General features: G+C 71.2%; 13 protein-coding genes. All 13 read left to right on the top strand.

Annotated features, from left to right (window positions below):
- Window positions 1-151: 151 nt before the first annotated feature.
- The 13 genes from tssA to EV699_RS17595 all read left to right on the top strand — a co-directional run bounded on the left by tssA (window position 152) and on the right by EV699_RS17595 (window position 14947).
- Window positions 152-1192, top strand: a complete 1041-nt coding sequence (gene tssA, locus EV699_RS17645) for a type VI secretion system protein TssA (protein ID WP_165904195.1) — start codon at window positions 152-154, stop codon at window positions 1190-1192.
- A gap of 69 nt (window positions 1193-1261) precedes the next feature.
- On the top strand, window positions 1262-1774 hold the full coding sequence (gene tssB / locus EV699_RS17640) for a type VI secretion system contractile sheath small subunit (RefSeq protein WP_132545261.1): 513 nt from the start codon (window positions 1262-1264) through the stop codon (window positions 1772-1774).
- A gap of 21 nt (window positions 1775-1795) precedes the next feature.
- Complete coding sequence (tssC, locus tag EV699_RS17635) at window positions 1796-3292, top strand: type VI secretion system contractile sheath large subunit (protein WP_132545259.1); 1497 nt, start codon at window positions 1796-1798, stop codon at window positions 3290-3292.
- Window positions 3293-3387: 95 nt separating this feature from the next.
- Window positions 3388-3882, top strand: coding sequence for an Hcp family type VI secretion system effector (locus tag EV699_RS17630; RefSeq protein ID WP_132545257.1), 495 nt, complete (start codon window positions 3388-3390; stop codon window positions 3880-3882).
- A gap of 107 nt (window positions 3883-3989) precedes the next feature.
- A complete protein-coding gene (locus tag EV699_RS20320) occupies window positions 3990-4811 on the top strand; it encodes a type VI secretion system accessory protein TagJ (protein WP_243662727.1) in 822 nt (273 codons plus the stop codon).
- Between the two features lie 14 nt (window positions 4812-4825).
- Complete coding sequence (gene tssE / locus EV699_RS20315) at window positions 4826-5326, top strand: type VI secretion system baseplate subunit TssE (RefSeq protein ID WP_243662726.1); 501 nt, start codon at window positions 4826-4828, stop codon at window positions 5324-5326.
- Window positions 5327-5335: 9 nt separating this feature from the next.
- Window positions 5336-7213, top strand: coding sequence for a type VI secretion system baseplate subunit TssF (gene tssF / locus EV699_RS17620; protein ID WP_132545255.1), 1878 nt, complete (start codon window positions 5336-5338; stop codon window positions 7211-7213).
- Window positions 7177-8292, top strand: a complete 1116-nt coding sequence (gene tssG, locus EV699_RS17615) for a type VI secretion system baseplate subunit TssG (RefSeq protein ID WP_132545253.1) — start codon at window positions 7177-7179, stop codon at window positions 8290-8292. The genes tssF and tssG overlap by 37 nt, the downstream gene beginning before the upstream one ends.
- A 59-nt stretch (window positions 8293-8351) precedes the next feature.
- Window positions 8352-11069: a type VI secretion system ATPase TssH gene (gene tssH / locus EV699_RS17610; protein ID WP_132545251.1), complete on the top strand. Its 2718-nt coding sequence runs from the start codon at window positions 8352-8354 to the stop codon at window positions 11067-11069.
- A 139-nt stretch (window positions 11070-11208) separates the two neighbouring features.
- Window positions 11209-12570 (top strand): tetratricopeptide repeat protein, encoded by a 1362-nt coding sequence (locus EV699_RS17605; RefSeq protein ID WP_243662725.1) that lies wholly within the window; start codon window positions 11209-11211, stop codon window positions 12568-12570.
- Between the two features lie 128 nt (window positions 12571-12698).
- Complete coding sequence (locus EV699_RS17600; RefSeq protein ID WP_132545249.1) at window positions 12699-13421, top strand: hypothetical protein; 723 nt, start codon at window positions 12699-12701, stop codon at window positions 13419-13421.
- Window positions 13422-13450: 29 nt separating this feature from the next.
- A complete protein-coding gene (locus tag EV699_RS20025) occupies window positions 13451-13600 on the top strand; it encodes a hypothetical protein (RefSeq protein ID WP_165904194.1) in 150 nt (49 codons plus the stop codon).
- A 3-nt stretch (window positions 13601-13603) separates the two neighbouring features.
- A complete protein-coding gene (locus EV699_RS17595) occupies window positions 13604-14947 on the top strand; it encodes a tetratricopeptide repeat protein (RefSeq protein ID WP_132545247.1) in 1344 nt (447 codons plus the stop codon).
- The last annotated feature ends 57 nt before the right edge of the window (window positions 14948-15004 follow it).

The raw sequence follows: 15004 nt of genomic DNA, 5'->3' as shown, positions 1-15004 counted from the left end.
CTTTAGTCAGCCGCGTCGCGCCCCGCAATCGCCGGCTGGCGTTTGGTGGGCGGGCGGCTACGCTTCCAGCATTGGCGGGCGCGTGTGGCGGCCCGTGTCGTCTATGCTTCTGCGCGCCGGACGAGGCCCGGTGCGGGAGGTGGATGTGTCGGTGGATGTGCAGAAGCTGCTGGCGGAGGTCTCGGCCGAGGCGCCGTGCGGGGACGACCTCGAGTACGATCCGGGTTTTCAGGAGATGGAACGCTTGGCGCAGGGGCAGCCCGAGCGCCAGATGGGCGCCACGGTGCTGCCGGCGGAGCCGCCCGACTGGCGCGGCGTGCGCACCAAGGCGCTCGAACTGCTCACCCGTACGCGCGACCTGCGCATCGCGCTGCAGCTCGCCCGCGCCGAACTCGCCCTCGACGGTCTGGCCGGCTTCGCCGACGGGCTGGTCCTGCTGCGCGGCCTGATCGAGCGCTTCTGGGCCGACGTGCATCCCCGCCTCGACCCCGACGACGACAACGACCCGACGCTGCGCGTGAACGTGCTCGCGACCCTCGTCGACGCCGCGGTGATCGCCCAGGTGCGCGAGGCGGCGCTGGCGCGTTCGCGCACGCTGGGCGTGGCGACGCTGCGTGACCACCTGATCCACACCGGGATGATGAGCGGCGCCGCGGTGCTGGCCACCGACGTCTACGACGCGGTGTTCCTGGACTGCGACATCGCGGCGCTGCAGGCGGCGGCGCAGGGCGCACGGGTCGGGCTCGACGCGGTCACCGGGCTCGAACAGTCGCTGACCTCGGCGGTCGGCGCCGGGCGGGCGGTCGACTTCTCGCCGCTGCGCACGCTGCTGCGCCAGGCCGGGCAGTTGCTGGATGATCGCCTCGCGCGGCGGGGCGTGGTGGCGGTGCCGGCGACCGACGAGACGGCCGCGGCAGCCGTCGAGGCCGGCGGCGAGGAGCCGGCGGCGGGCAGTGGACGGGGCGGAGGCGGCGTGCCGGGGCGGATCAACAATCGCGACGAAGTCATCCGGGCGCTCGACGCCGTCTGCGAGTATTACCAGCGCTGCGAGCCGTCCAGCCCGGTGCCGATCCTGCTGGTGCGGGCACGACGCCTTGCGGCGATGGGGTTTCTCGACATCATGCGCAACCTCGCGCCGGACAGCCTGCCGGCGTTCGACGTGCTGCGCGGGCCGGAGGACGGCGCGGGCTGATAACCAACGGGGCAGCGCGCGGCCCGCTCAATCGAGATTCACCGGCTCTTCATCTGGAGGGGTTACACCGTGGCAGACAGCAGTCAGAAATTCATCGCGCGCAACCGCGCGCCGCGCGTGCAGATCGAGTACGACGTCGAGCTGTACGGCGCCTCGAAGAAGGTGCAGCTACCCTTCGTCATGGGCGTGATGGCCGACCTCTCGGGTAAGCCCGCCGAGCCCCTGGCACCGGTCGCCGACCGCAAGTTCCTGGAGATCGACGTCGACAACTTCGACAGCCGCATGAAGGCGATGAAGCCGCGCGTGGCCTTCCCGGTGCCGAACACGCTGACCGGCGAAGGCAACCTGAGCGTCGACATCACCTTCGAGAGCATGGACGATTTCACGCCGGCGGCGATCGCGCGCAAGGTGGATGCGCTGAACAAGCTGCTCGAGGCGCGTACGCAGCTCTCGAACCTGCTCACCTACATGGACGGCAAGACTGGCGCCGAGGAACTGATCGGCAAGGTCCTGCAGGACCCGACGCTGCTGCAGGCGCTGGCCTCGGCCCCGAAACCGGCCGAAGGCGCCCCGCAGGAATGACCCCCGTCCAGGAGCGAGTCCATGGCTGAACTGAACCCCGAAGCGCAGGCGCAGGGCGCCGTCGCCACCGCTGAAGGCGGTGACTTCCAGTCACTGCTGTTGCAGGAATTCAAGCCCAAGTCCGAGAAGGCGAAGGAAGCCGTCGAGCAGGCGGTGCGCACGCTGGCCGAACAGGCGCTGGCGTCGACCAGCCTGATCTCGGCCGACACGCTGAAATCGATCGAGGCGATGATCGCCGCGATCGACGCCAAGCTCACCGAGCAGGTCAACCTGATCCTGCACCACGCGGACTTCCAGAAGCTGGAGAGCGCCTGGCGCGGGCTGCACCATCTGGTCAACAACACCGAGACCGACGAGCTGCTGAAGATCCGGGTGATGAACATCGCCAAGGGCGATCTGCACAAGACGCTCAAGAAGTTCAAGGGCACCGCCTGGGACCAGAGCCCGATCTTCAAGAAGATGTACGAGGAGGAGTACGGCCAGTTCGGCGGCGAGCCCTTCGGCTGCCTGGTCGGCGACTACTACTTCGACCATTCGCCGCCCGATGTCGAGCTGCTCGGCGAGATGTCCAAGGTCTGCGCGGCGATGCACGCGCCGTTCATCAGCGCAGTGGCACCGACCGTGATGCAGATGGACTCCTGGCAGGAGCTGTCGAACCCGCGCGACCTGACCAAGATCTTCCAGACCCCGGAATACGCCGCCTGGAAGTCGCTGCGCGAGTCGGAGGATTCGCGCTATATCGGGCTGGCGATGCCGCGCTTCCTGTCGCGCCTGCCCTACGGCGCCAAGACCAGCCCGGTCGACGAGTTCGACTTCGAGGAGGACACCGCCGGCGCCGACAGCTCGAAGTACACCTGGGCGAATTCGGCGTATGCGATGGCGGTCAACATCAACCGCTCGTTCAAGCTCTACGGCTGGTGCTCGCGCATCCGCGGCGTGGAGTCGGGCGGCTCGGTCGAGGGGCTGCCGGCGCATACCTTCCCGACCGACGACGGCGGCGTCGACATGAAGTGCCCGACCGAGATCGCGATCTCCGACCGGCGCGAGGCCGAGCTCGCCAAGAACGGCTTCATGCCGCTGATCCACAAGAAGAACACCGACTTCGCGGCGTTCATCGGCGCGCAGTCGCTGCAGAAGCCGGCCGAGTACGACGACCCCGACGCCACCGCCAACGCCAACCTCGCCGCGCGCCTGCCCTATCTGTTCGCGACCTGCCGCTTCGCGCATTACCTGAAGTGCATCGTTCGCGACAAGATCGGCTCGTTCAAGGAAAAGGAAGACATGGCCGTGTGGCTCAACAAATGGATCAAGCAGTACGTGGACGGCGATCCGTCGCGGTCGAGCGAGACGACCAAGGCGCAGAAGCCGCTCGCCGCGGCGGAGGTCGTCGTGGAGGAGGTCGAGGGCAACCCCGGCTACTACACGTCGAAGTTCTTCCTGCGGCCGCATTACCAGCTCGAAGGGCTCACCGTGTCGCTGCGACTGGTGTCCAAGCTGCCTTCGGCCAAGGGTGGGTGAGGGGCGGCCGCCCGCGGCGCGGGCGGCCGTTTGCATTGAGGGTTCCGGCCGCGGCCGGATTCGTAGATCGAGTGCGCAAGCGCAGGAGTTGAACGATGGCTGTCGACATGTTTCTCAAGTTCGCCGATTCGGCGAACATCAAGGGCGAATCGAAAGACAAGACCCATCCGAAGGAGATCGACGTGCTCGCCTGGAGCTGGGGCATGTCGCAGAGCGGCACCTTCCACACCGGCGGCGGCGGCGGCGCCGGCAAGGCCAACTTCCAGGACGTATCGGTCACCAAGTGGGTCGACGTGGCCAGCTACGCGCTGATGGACGCGCTGGCCAACGGCACGCACATCGACGACGCCACGCTGTACGTGCGCAAGGCGGGCGGCAAGGCGCCGCTGGAGTACATCGTGATCAAGATGGAAAAGGTCATGGTCACTTCGGTGTCGACCGGCGGCAGCGGCGGCGAGGACCGGCTGACCGAGAACGTCACCCTCAACTTCGCCAAGGTGAACTTCGCCTACACCGAGCAGAAGGACGATGGCACCGGCGACACGGCGAAGGAGTTCAAGTGGAACATCGAGGAGAACGCGAAGATCTGACGTCCGCCGCGGCGGCGTGAAGCGGTGCCACGGGCCCCGACGCGGTCGCGGCGGGGCCCTTCGTTTGCGGCGGCGGCCCGCGGGCCGGGAATCTCGGGGGGCGGACGATGAGCGTTGAAGAGCGATTGCGTGAGGGCAACACCGAGCAGGCACTGGCCGAACTGCAGGCCCAGGTGCGCAAGGAGCCCGGCAGCGTCCGCTGGCGCATCCTGCTGTTCCAGCTGCTCGCCGTGCACGGGCAGTGGGACCGCGCGCTCAACCAGCTCCAGGTGGTCGGCGAACTCGACGGCACGGCGATGCCGATGGTGCAGACCTACCGCGAGGCGCTGCGCTGCGAGGTGCTGCGGCGCGAGGTCTTCGCCGGCCGGCGCGCGCCGCTGGTGTTCGGCGACCCGGCGCCATGGCTCGCCTGGCTGATCGAGGCGCTCGCCCAGGATGCCACCGCGCCGGCGGCGGCGCAGGCGCTGCGTGCGCAGGCCTTCGAGCAGGCGCCGGCCAGCACCGGGCGCATCGACGGCGAGGCCTTCGCGTGGATCGCCGACAGCGACGGGCGCCTCGGCCCGGTGCTCGAGGCCGTGGTCAACGGCCGCTACTACTGGGTGCCGTTCGTCCGGCTCGCCGCGGTGCGCATCGAGCCGCCCGCCGACCTGCGCGACCTGGTGTGGGCGCCGGCGGAGCTCACCTTCGCCAACGGCGGCACGACCGTGGCGCTGATCCCCACGCGCTATCCCGGTGCCGAGGCGGCCGCCGACGGCGCGCTGCAGCTGGCACGGCGTACCGACTGGAGCGAGACCGCCGAGGGGCTGGTGCTCGCCCACGGCCAGCGGATGTTCGCGACCGACGCCGGCGAGTACCCGCTGCTCAACGTGCGCGAGATCGCCCTCGACGTCGAAGGTGGCGCCGCCGCGGCGGCGCCCGCCGACGGCTGAGCGGAGGGCGCGGCGTGGCCGAACTCACCCCGCAGGAGCGTCTGCAGCCGGCGCTGCTCGACCGCCTCACCGACGATGATCCGCACAACCCGCGCGAGTCGCGCGAGAACCGCGTGCTGTCGATGAGCCAGTTGCGCGAGAGCGTGCTGCGCGACCTCGCCTGGCTGTTCAACGCCACCGACCTCGCCAGCGCGGTGCCGCTCGATGCCCTGCCGCAGGTGGCCAACTCGGTGCTCAACTACGGCCTGCCGGCGCTGGCGGGCAACACCGCCAGCGGCGTCAACATCGACCAGCTCGAACAGACCCTGGTCGAGGCGATCCGCCGCTTCGAGCCGCGCATCCTGGCGCATACCGTGAGCGTGCGCGCACTGGTGTCGGACCAGATGAGTCACAACGCCATCGCCTTCGAGATCCAGGGCGAGCTGTGGGCGCAGCCGGTGCCGCTGAAGCTCTGGCTGAAGACCGAACTCGACCTGGAGTCCGGCACCGTGCACGTCGAACCCTGGAGCACCTGACGACTTCCGATGGACCCGCGGCTGCTGCACTACTACAACCGCGAACTCCAGCACCTGCGCGACAGCGCGGGCGAGTTCGCCGACGAGTTCCCGAAGATCGCCGGGCGCCTGAGCCTGACCGGCTTCGAGTGCGCCGACCCCTACGTCGAGCGCCTGCTGGAGGGCTTCGCCTTCCTCGCCGCGCGGGTGCAGCTCAAGCTCGACACCGCCCACGGCACCTTCGCCCAGCACCTGCTGGAGATGGTCTACCCGCACTACCTGGCGCCGGTGCCGTCGATGGCGGTGGTGCAGTTCCAGCCGAACCCCAACGAGGGCTCGCTCAACACCGGCTTCGTGGTGCCGCGCGGCACCGGGCTGCGCAGCCCGCTCGGCAAGGGCGATGCCACCGCCTGCGAGTACCGCACCGGCCATCCGGTGACGCTGTGGCCGCTCGAACTGACCGAGGCCGAGTACTTCGTCAACGTCACCGCGGTGCTCGGGCCGGCGGCGAGTTCGGCGCCGCGGGCCCGCGCCGGGCTGCGCCTGCGCCTGCGCGCGACCGGCGGCATCGGACTCGCCGAACTGCCGCTGGAGCGCCTGCCGCTGTTCCTGCGCGGCGCCGACGAACTGCCGTTCCGGCTCTATGAACAGTTGCTCGGACACAGCGTGGCGGTGCTCGCGCGCGCGCCGGGGCGGCCGTCGCCGTGGTTCCAGTGGCTGGAGCCGGGGGCGCTGCGCGCGCTCGGCTTCACCGACGACGAGGCGCTGCTGCCGCCGGCGCCGCCGAGCTTCCAGGGCTACCGCTTGCTCAGCGAGTACTTCGCCTTCCCGCAGCGCTACCTGTTCGTCGAGCTCGGCGGGCTCGCGCCGGCGATGCGCCGCAGCCGCGGCGAGGAGCTCGAACTGATCGTTCTGTTCGACCGCGTCGAGCCGCTGTTCGAGGGGGTGCTCGGTCCGAGCCACTTCGCGCTGTACTGCGCACCGGCGGTCAACCTGTTCCCGCGGCGCGCCGATCGCATCCACCTGAACGACAAGGCCACCGAGTACCACGTGGTGCCCGACCGCACGCGCCCGCTCGACTTCGAGGTCTACCGCGTCGACGGCATCACCGGCCACGGCACCGCCGAGGACGGCGAGCAGCCGTTCCTGCCCTTCTACGCCTCGCACGATCTGATCCGGCGCAGCGGCGACAGCGCCTATTACACGCTGCGGCGCGTCAAGCGGGTGCTGTCGACCAAGGCGCGGCTGCGCGGGCCGCGCTCGGGCTACATCGGCCACGAGGTGTTCATCGCGCTGGTCGATGCCCGCGCCGCGCCTTATCGCCACGACCTGCGCCAGCTGTCGCTGCGGCTGCTGTGCACCAACCGCGACCTGCCGATGCAGATGCCGGTGGGCAGCGGGCGCACCGACTTCGTGCTGGAAACCGGCGCCCCGGTGGCGGCGATCCGCTGCGTGGCGGGGCCGAGCCGGCCGCGGCCGAGCCTCGCCGACGGCGAGAACGCCTGGCGCCTGATCAGCCACCTGTCGCTCAACTACCTGACGCTCGCCGACAGCAACCCCGAGCAGGGGGCGGTGGCGCTGCGCGAACTGCTGCGCCTGTACGGCGACCCGAACGATGCCGCGGTGCAGAAGCAGATCGACGGCCTGCTGTCGGTGCGCGCGCGCCCGGCGACGCGGCGCATCCCGCTGCCCGGCCCGATCGCCTTCGGGCGCGGCGCCGAGGTGGACCTGCTGTTCGAGGATGCCGCCTTCGGCGGCACCGGCGTGTTCCTGCTCGGCGCGGTGCTCGAACACTTCGTCGCGCGTTACGCGTCGCTGAACAGCTTTACCCAGACCGTGGTGCGCTCGCACGAGCGCGGCGAGGTGATGCGATGGCCGGTGCGGATGGGCAGGCGCCCGACGCTGTAGCGCCGCCGCCCGCGGCGACTCCCGCCGGCGCGGTGCCGGCGGCGGAGCCGTCGCCGGCACAGGCACTGCTGGCCGAGCTCGCGCGCGCGCCTTACGACTTCGACCTGTTCCAGGCGCTGCGCCGGCTCGAATGCGCCTATGCCGAGCGCCCGCGCCTCGGCGAGTCGGCACGGGTGGCCGACGACCCGGTGCGGCTCGCACAGCAGCCGAGTTGCACCTTCGCCCAGACCACGCTCGCCGCGCTCAGGCCCGGTCACGACGGCCGCGCGCCGCGGCTCGAGGTCTACGCCTACGGGCTGTTCGGCCCCAACGGGCCGCTGCCGCTGCACCTGACCGAGTACGCCCGCGACCGCACGCGCAACAACGCCGACCCGACCTTCGCGCGCTTCGCCGACATCTTCCACCACCGGATGATGTCGCTGCTGTACCGCGCCTGGGCCGATGCCGAGCCCACCGTGAGCCTGGACCGGCCGGCGCGCGACCGCTTCGCGACCTACGCCGGCGCGCTGTGCGGCTACGGCACGCCCGGCCTGCGCGAGCGCGACACGCTGGGGCACCGGCCGCGGCTGCACTTCGCCGGGCTGCTGGCGGCGCCGGCGCGCCACCCCGACGGGCTGTGCGCGATCCTGGCCGACTACTTCCGCCTGCCGGTGCGCATCGAGGAATACGTCGGCCACTGGCTGGAACTGCCGGAGGAAAGCCGCTGCCGGCTCGGTGAGTCGCGCGCCTCGGGCACCCTCGGCATGAACGCCTGCATCGGCGCGCGGGTGTGGGACCGCCAGTACAAGTTCCGCATCGTCATGGGGCCGCTGACGCTCGCCGACTACGAACGCCTGCTGCCCGGTGGCGACGGCCTCGACTGCCTGCGCGCCTGGGTGCAGAGCTACGTCGGCGACGAATTCGCCTGGGACGTGAACCTGATCCTCGCCCGCGCGGAGGTGCCGCGGCTCGCGCTCGGCGGCACCGGCCGCCTGGGCTGGACGAGCTGGCTCGGCGGCACGCGGACGCGCACGGACGATCCGCGCGACCTGCACCTGCAGCCGCCGCCGCGACGCGAAAACGCCGTGCCCGTCGACTAGGCTGCGGCAGTCGGCGCGCGCCGGCGCGCCTCCCAACCCTCTTGGCCCAAGGAGTACCCATGGCGGAAATCAGTCGCGTCGCCCTGTTCGGCAAGCTCAACAGCCTCGCCTACAAGGCCATCGAGGCCGCCACCGTGTTCTGCAAGATGCGCGGCAACCCCTACGTGGAGCTGGTGCACTGGGTGCATCAGCTCCTGCAGGTGCCCGATTCCGACCTGCACCGCATCGTCAAGCAGTTCAACGTCAACCCGGCGGTGCTGGTGAAGGACATCACCGAGGCGCTCGACCGCCTGCCGCGCGGTTCGACCTCGATCACCGACCTGTCCTCGCACGTCGAGGAGGCGGTCAAGGAGGGCTGGCTGTACGGCAGCCTGATGTTCGGCGAGTCGCAGGTGCGCAGCGGCTACCTGGTGGTGGGCTGCATCAAGACGCCGAGCCTGCGCAACGCGCTGCTCGGCATCTCGCGCGAGTTCGACAAGGTCAAGGCCGACACCCTCACCGAGCGCTTCGCCGAGGTGGTCAGCGGCTCGCCCGAGGAGGGTCTGTCGGCGACCGACGGCTTCCAGGTCGGCGGCGGCGCGGCGCCGGGCGAGGCCAGCGGCGCGATGCCGCCGGCGGCGATGGGCAAGCAGGAGGCGCTGAAGCGCTTCACCGTCGACCTCACCGAGCAGGCGCGCAGCGGCAAGATGGACCCGATCGTCGGCCGCGACGAGGAGATCCGTCAGGTCGTCGACATCCTGATGCGCCGGCGCCAGAACAACCCGATCCTCACCGGCGAGGCCGGCGTCGGCAAGACCGCGGTGGTCGAGGGCTTCGCCCAGCGCATCGTCGCCGGCGACGTGCCGCCGTCGCTGAAGGACGTCAGCCTGCGCACGCTCGACATCGGCCTGCTGCAGGCCGGCGCGAGCATGAAGGGCGAGTTCGAGCAGCGCCTGCGCAACGTCATCGAGGAGGTCCAGGCGAGCCCGAAGCCGATCATCCTGTTCATCGACGAGGCGCACACGCTGGTCGGCGCCGGCGGCGCCGCGGGCACCGGCGATGCCGCCAACCTGCTCAAGCCGGCGCTGGCGCGCGGCACCCTGCGCACCGTGGCGGCGACCACCTGGGCCGAATACAAGAAGTACTTCGAGAAGGACCCGGCGCTGACCCGCCGCTTCCAGGTGGTGCAGGTCGACGAGCCGGGCGAGCACAAGGCGATCCTGATGATGCGCGGCGTGGCCTCGATGATGGAGAAGCACCACCAGGTGCAGATCCTCGACGAGGCGCTGGAGGCGGCGGTCAAGCTGAGCCACCGCTACATCCCGGCGCGGCAGCTGCCGGACAAGTCGGTGAGCCTGCTCGACACCGCCAGCGCGCGCGTGGCGGTGAGCCTGCACGCGGTGCCGGCCGAGGTCGACGATTGCCGCCGGCGCATCGAGGCGCTCGAAACGGAGCTGCGCATCATCGCCCGCGAGGCGGCGATCGGCATCGACACCGCCGCGCGCGAGGACTCGGCGGCGGCGCAACTGCACGCCGAGCGCGAGCGGCTGGCGGGGCTGGAGGCCCGCTGGGCCGACGAGAAGGCGCTGGTCGACCGCATCCTCGACCTGCGCGCGCAACTGCGTGGCGCCCTCGGCCCGGTGGAGGGCACCGGCACCTCGCTCGAACGCGCCGCCGCCGCCGCCGCGCCCGTCGCCGACGACCCCGCACGCGCCGCCAAGCTCGACGAACTGCGCGAACTGCAGACGCGGCTGCACGCGCTGCAGGGCGACGAGCCGCTGATCCTGCCGACGGTCGACTACCAGGCCGTCGCCAGCGTGGTCGCGGACTGGACCGGCATCCCGGTCGGGCGGATGGCGCGCAACGAGGTCGAGACCGTGCTGCACCTCGCCGAGAACCTCGGCAAGCGCGTGATCGGCCAGGACCACGCGATGCAGATGATCGCCAAGCGCATCCAGACCTCGCGCGCCGGCCTCGACAACCCCAACAAGCCGATCGGCGTGTTCATGCTCGCCGGCACCTCGGGCGTGGGCAAGACCGAGACCGCGCTGGCGCTCGCCGAGGCGATGTACGGCGGCGAGCAGAACGTGATCACCATCAACATGAGCGAGTACCAGGAGGCGCACACCGTCTCCACGCTCAAGGGTGCGCCCCCCGGCTACGTCGGCTACGGCGAGGGCGGCGTGCTGACCGAGGCGGTGCGCCGCAAGCCCTACAGCGTGGTGCTGCTCGACGAGGTCGAGAAGGCCCACCCGGACGTGCACGAGATCTTCTTCCAGGTCTTCGACAAGGGCTGGATGGAGGACGGCGAAGGCCGCGTGATCGACTTCAAGAACACGCTGATCCTGCTCACCACCAACGCCGGCACCGACCTGATCATGGGCATGTGCCGCGACCCGGAGCTGATGCCCGAGCCCGATGCCATCGCCAAGGCGCTGCGCGAGCCGCTGCTGAAGGTGTTCCCGCCGGCGCTGCTCGGGCGCCTGGTGGTGATCCCCTACTACCCGCTCACCGACGAGATGCTGGCGCGCATCGTCCGCCTGCAGCTCGGACGCATCAAGAAGCGCGTCGAGGAGCACCACAAGGTGCCGTTCGAGTACGGCGAAGACGTGGTGAAGCTGATCGTGTCGCGCTGCACCGAGGTGGAGTCGGGCGGGCGCATGATCGACGCCATCCTCACCAACACCCTGCTGCCCGAGATCAGCCGCGAGTTCCTGGTGCGGATGATCGAGGGCGGGACGGTGTCGCGCGTGGCGGTGAGCGTGAAGGACGGCGAGTTCGCCTACGACTTCGGTTGACTGCCCGCTTATCCGGGATGAACCGCGCGGCCGCCGTCCGGTGCCGGCCGCACTCCCGCCCCGTGACCCCAGGGCGGGCTGAGGGCGGGCGTCTGGAGCAGCGACGTGCTGCGCCCGTCGAAGTTCGGAGCAGGTTTCCATGAACCGTCATTCCCGCCGCACCGCGGCCAGCCACAAGAAGAAAATGGTCGACATCAACGCCGCCGAGGCCCTGCAACTGGCGATCCGCCACCACAAGGCCGATGAACTGCAACAGGCCGAGGCGATCTACCTGCGCCTGCTCGAAGCGATCCCCGACCAGCCCGACGCGCTGCATTTCCTCGGCGTGCTGCGCCACCAGCAGCGGCGCACCGAGGAGGGCATCGCGCTGGTGCGCCGGGCCCTCGAAGAGGCGCCGGAGTACGTCGACGCCTGGAACAACCTCGGCAACCTGTACAAGGAATCCGAGCGCCTCGCCGAGGCCGAGGAGGCGTACCGCCGCGCGCTCGCGCTCAACGCGGAGCACGGCGGGGCCTGGAACAACCTCGGCATCCTGCTGCGCGTGCACGGGCGCGCCGAGGAGGCGGTGGAGGCGTTCAGGCACGTGCTGAGGCTGTCGCCGAGCTACGCCGAGGCCTACTTCAACCTCGGCAACGCGCTGCGCGTCTGCGGCCAGGTGCACGAAGTGCTCGCCGCCTATCGCCACGCGGTGGCGTTGAACCCGCGCCACGCGCGGGCGCACTACCTGCTCGGCTACACGCTCTATCTGGTCGGCGAGCACGAGGAGGCGGCGGGCGTGTTCCGCGCCTGGAGCGAGGTCGAACCCGGCAACCCGATCCCCCGCCACATGCTGGCGGCGTGCAGCGGCGAGGACGTGCCCGCGCGCGCCTCCGACGACTACATCCGCAGCACCTTCGACACCTTCGCCGAGAGCTTCGACGAGATGCTGCTGCAGCGCCTCGACTATCACGCGCCCGACCTGCTGGCGACGGCGCTCGGCGGGGTGCTCGACGCACCGGCGGGCGCGCTGGAGGTGCTCGATGCCGGCTGCGGCACGGGGCTGTGCGGCCCGCTGCTGAAGCCGTGGGCGCGGCGGCTGGTCGGCGTGGACCTGTCGGGCGGGATGCTCGAGAAGGCACGGGCGCGCGGTGTGTACGACTACCTGGAGCAGGCGGAGCTGGCGGCGTTCCTCGGTGCCCGGGCGGGGACGTATGACGTCATCGCCTCGGCGGACACGCTGTGCTACTTCGGCGAGCTCGGCGCGGTGACGCGCGCCGCGCGCGGGGCGCTGCGCCCCGCGGGCTGGTTCGGCTTCACGGTGGAGCGGGCCGACGGCGAGGTGGCGGGGGGTTACCGCATCAACCCGCACGGGCGCTACAGCCACGCGGCCGACTACGTGCGCGCGGCGCTGCTCGATGCCGGCTTCGAGGCGCCGCAGCTCACCCCGGCGGTGCTGCGCCTGGAGATCGGTGAGCCGGTGCAGGGCTGGGTCGTGCTCGCCCGCGTGCCGCCGGCGGTGTGAGCGCTGCGCCGCGATTGAACGCGGCGGGTGCGGGGCGTTCAGCTACGCTTTCCGGCTAGCCGCGCGCCCGGCCGCCGCCGGCGCCAGGCCATCGCCCGCCGGTCCGAGCCACGCACAAGGAGCCCCCCATGTTCTATCCCCCGGTCGTCGGTGCCTGGGCCCGGCAGGCCCAGCAGAATCCGCAGCAGTGGGTCTACAAATGGACGAACCCGGCCTGGAACCGGCCGGCGTTCGATCACCTGACCCTCCAGCTCGCCCGGGCTGCTGCGAACGCCGACTGCGACGGCGATTTCCACTACACGACCCGCGGCACGGCGACCCGGCAGGTGGCCATCAACGGCCCGCAGGTCGTCTGCAACCAGTTGGTCTACGCCTTCGACTACAAGCTCAATCTGGCCCGGAAGCAGTGCGCGCGCAGCGGCCAGGCCAACCACAACAAGGGGCGCTACCCGAAGCGCTACGTGTCCGACGTGGCGGCGGCCCAGCCGATCTTCGGCGCGCCGAAGATCGAGAACGACCAGACGCTGAAGGCCGATTTCGACCAGGTCGACCAGATGCGCGATATCGACGGCGCCGTCAACGGCTTCTGGAGCGCCTTTCCGGCGACCCGCATCTGCGTCTACAGCCCGTACAAGGACGACTCCGGCGAGTTCGAATTCGAGGTCCAGGGCATGGACGGCACCGACTACGGCAAGGTCAGCACTGACGGCAACGGGCTCGGGCTGTTCCTCGGCGCGACCATCGGCCACATCCGGGTCCGCTGCCCGCGCTTCTTTCCGGACTGGGCCGAGCCCGGCGCCAGAGCCTCCTACGGCGATTCCGCCGGCCGTTATTCGGTGAGCTTCGCGTGAGCCCCGCCGACCCGTACCCGGAGGGCCCGATGCCCGATTCCGCCGTTGCGGTCGACGCGACCCCGCCCTGCCGCCGCGGGCGGATGCGTGCGACCGGGCCGGCCGCCGGAGGCGCCGGCCGCCCGGTGCCGCCCACCGGCCTCGGCACGGCGTTCGACCGCCTGCCGCTGCAGGCGTGAGCGATGCCCGTCGACGAAGATGAGGTCGAGCGCCGGTTGACGCCGGCGCAGGCGCTCGAACTGGCGGTCGGCTGGCAGCGTGCCGGCGAGCTCGATGCCGCCGAGAGCATCTACCGACAGGTGCTGGCGCAGTGCCCGGGACACGTCGATGCGCTGCACTTCCTCGGCCTGCTGCGTTTCCAGCGCGGTGACGGCGACGGCGCGCTCGCCGTGCTGCGGGCCGCGGCGCGCCTCGCCCCCGGGCATGCCGATCTGCGCAGCAACCTCGGCAACGTGCTGCAGGCGCTCGGCCAGCCCGAGGCCGCCGAGTCCGAGTACCGTGCCGCCCTCGATGCCGCGCCCGAGCACGTCGCGGCGTGGAACAACCTCGGCGTCGTGCTGCGCGCGCAGGGGCGGGAACGCGAGGCGGTGGCGGCCTACCGCCGTGCGCTCGAACTCGAGGCCCGCAGCGCCGACGACCATTACAACCTCGCCAGCCTGCTCGAGCGCAGCCGCGAATGGGATGCGGCGCTCGCCGAATACCGCCGCGCGCTCGCGCTCGAACCCCGGCATCTCGGCACGCTGCGCGCGCTCGGCCATGTGCTGAGCAAGCTCGAACGCTTCACCGAGGCGGCGCAGGCCTACGCCGCCTGGCTCGAACGCGAACCCGGCCACCCCCTGGCGCAGGCGCGCCTGGCCGCCTGCGGCGGCGCGCCTGCGCCGGCGCGCTGCGACGATGCCTACGTCCGCGGGCTGTTCGACAGCTACGCCGAGCATTTCGACGCGCACCTGTGCGGGCGGCTCGGCTATGACGTGCCCAAACGCCTCGCCGAGGCGCTGGGCGGGGTGCTCGGCGCACCGCAGGCCGCGCTGGAGGTGCTCGATGCCGGCTGCGGCACGGGGCTGTGCGGCCCGCTGCTGAAGCCGTGGGCGCGGCGGCTGGTCGGCGTGGACCTGTCGGGCGGGATGCTCGAGAAGGCACGGGCGCGCGGTGTGTACGACGAACTGGAGCAGGCGGAGCTGACGGCGTTCCTCGGCGCAGCACAGGCGGGGGCGTACGACGTCATCGCCTCGGCGGACACGCTGTGCTACTTCGGCGAGCTCGGCGCGGTGACGCGCGCCGCGCGCGGGGCGCTGCGTCCGGGGGGCTGGTTCGGCTTCACGGTGGAGCGGACCGACGAGGCGCTGGCGGGGGGTTACCGCATCAACCCGCACGGCCGCTACAGCCACGCGGCCGACTACGTGCGCGCGGTGCTGTGTGATGCCGGCTTCGAGGCCGCGGAGCTCACCCCGACGGTGCTGCGCGTGGAGCGCGGCCGGCCGGTCGCGGGCTGGCTGGTGCGCGCGCGGGTGCCGGGCGCGGTTTGAACGGCGCCGCGCGCAGCGCGGCGGCCGCCGGCTATAGTTGCTGGGCGCCCTGCGGCG

Source organism: Plasticicumulans lactativorans (assembly GCF_004341245.1).
GTDB classification, from domain to species: Bacteria; Pseudomonadota; Gammaproteobacteria; order Competibacterales; family Competibacteraceae; genus Plasticicumulans_A; species Plasticicumulans_A lactativorans.
The sequence above is the reverse complement of the archived record's forward strand: the minus strand, read 5'-3'. Positions and strand labels throughout refer to the sequence as shown.

Coding starts and splice junctions, on each gene's coding strand:
- tssC (WP_132545259.1), top strand. CDS start 1,796: ATGGCTGAACTGAACCCCGAAGCGCAGGCGCAGGGCGCCGTCGCCACC.
- EV699_RS17630 (WP_132545257.1), top strand. CDS start 3,388: ATGGCTGTCGACATGTTTCTCAAGTTCGCCGATTCGGCGAACATCAAG.
- EV699_RS20320 (WP_243662727.1), top strand. CDS start 3,990: ATGAGCGTTGAAGAGCGATTGCGTGAGGGCAACACCGAGCAGGCACTG.
- tssF (WP_132545255.1), top strand. CDS start 5,336: ATGGACCCGCGGCTGCTGCACTACTACAACCGCGAACTCCAGCACCTG.
- tssG (WP_132545253.1), top strand. CDS start 7,177: ATGGCCGGTGCGGATGGGCAGGCGCCCGACGCTGTAGCGCCGCCGCCC.
- tssH (WP_132545251.1), top strand. CDS start 8,352: ATGGCGGAAATCAGTCGCGTCGCCCTGTTCGGCAAGCTCAACAGCCTC.
- EV699_RS17605 (WP_243662725.1), top strand. CDS start 11,209: ATGAACCGTCATTCCCGCCGCACCGCGGCCAGCCACAAGAAGAAAATG.
- EV699_RS17600 (WP_132545249.1), top strand. CDS start 12,699: ATGTTCTATCCCCCGGTCGTCGGTGCCTGGGCCCGGCAGGCCCAGCAG.
- EV699_RS20025 (WP_165904194.1), top strand. CDS start 13,451: ATGCCCGATTCCGCCGTTGCGGTCGACGCGACCCCGCCCTGCCGCCGC.
- EV699_RS17595 (WP_132545247.1), top strand. CDS start 13,604: ATGCCCGTCGACGAAGATGAGGTCGAGCGCCGGTTGACGCCGGCGCAG.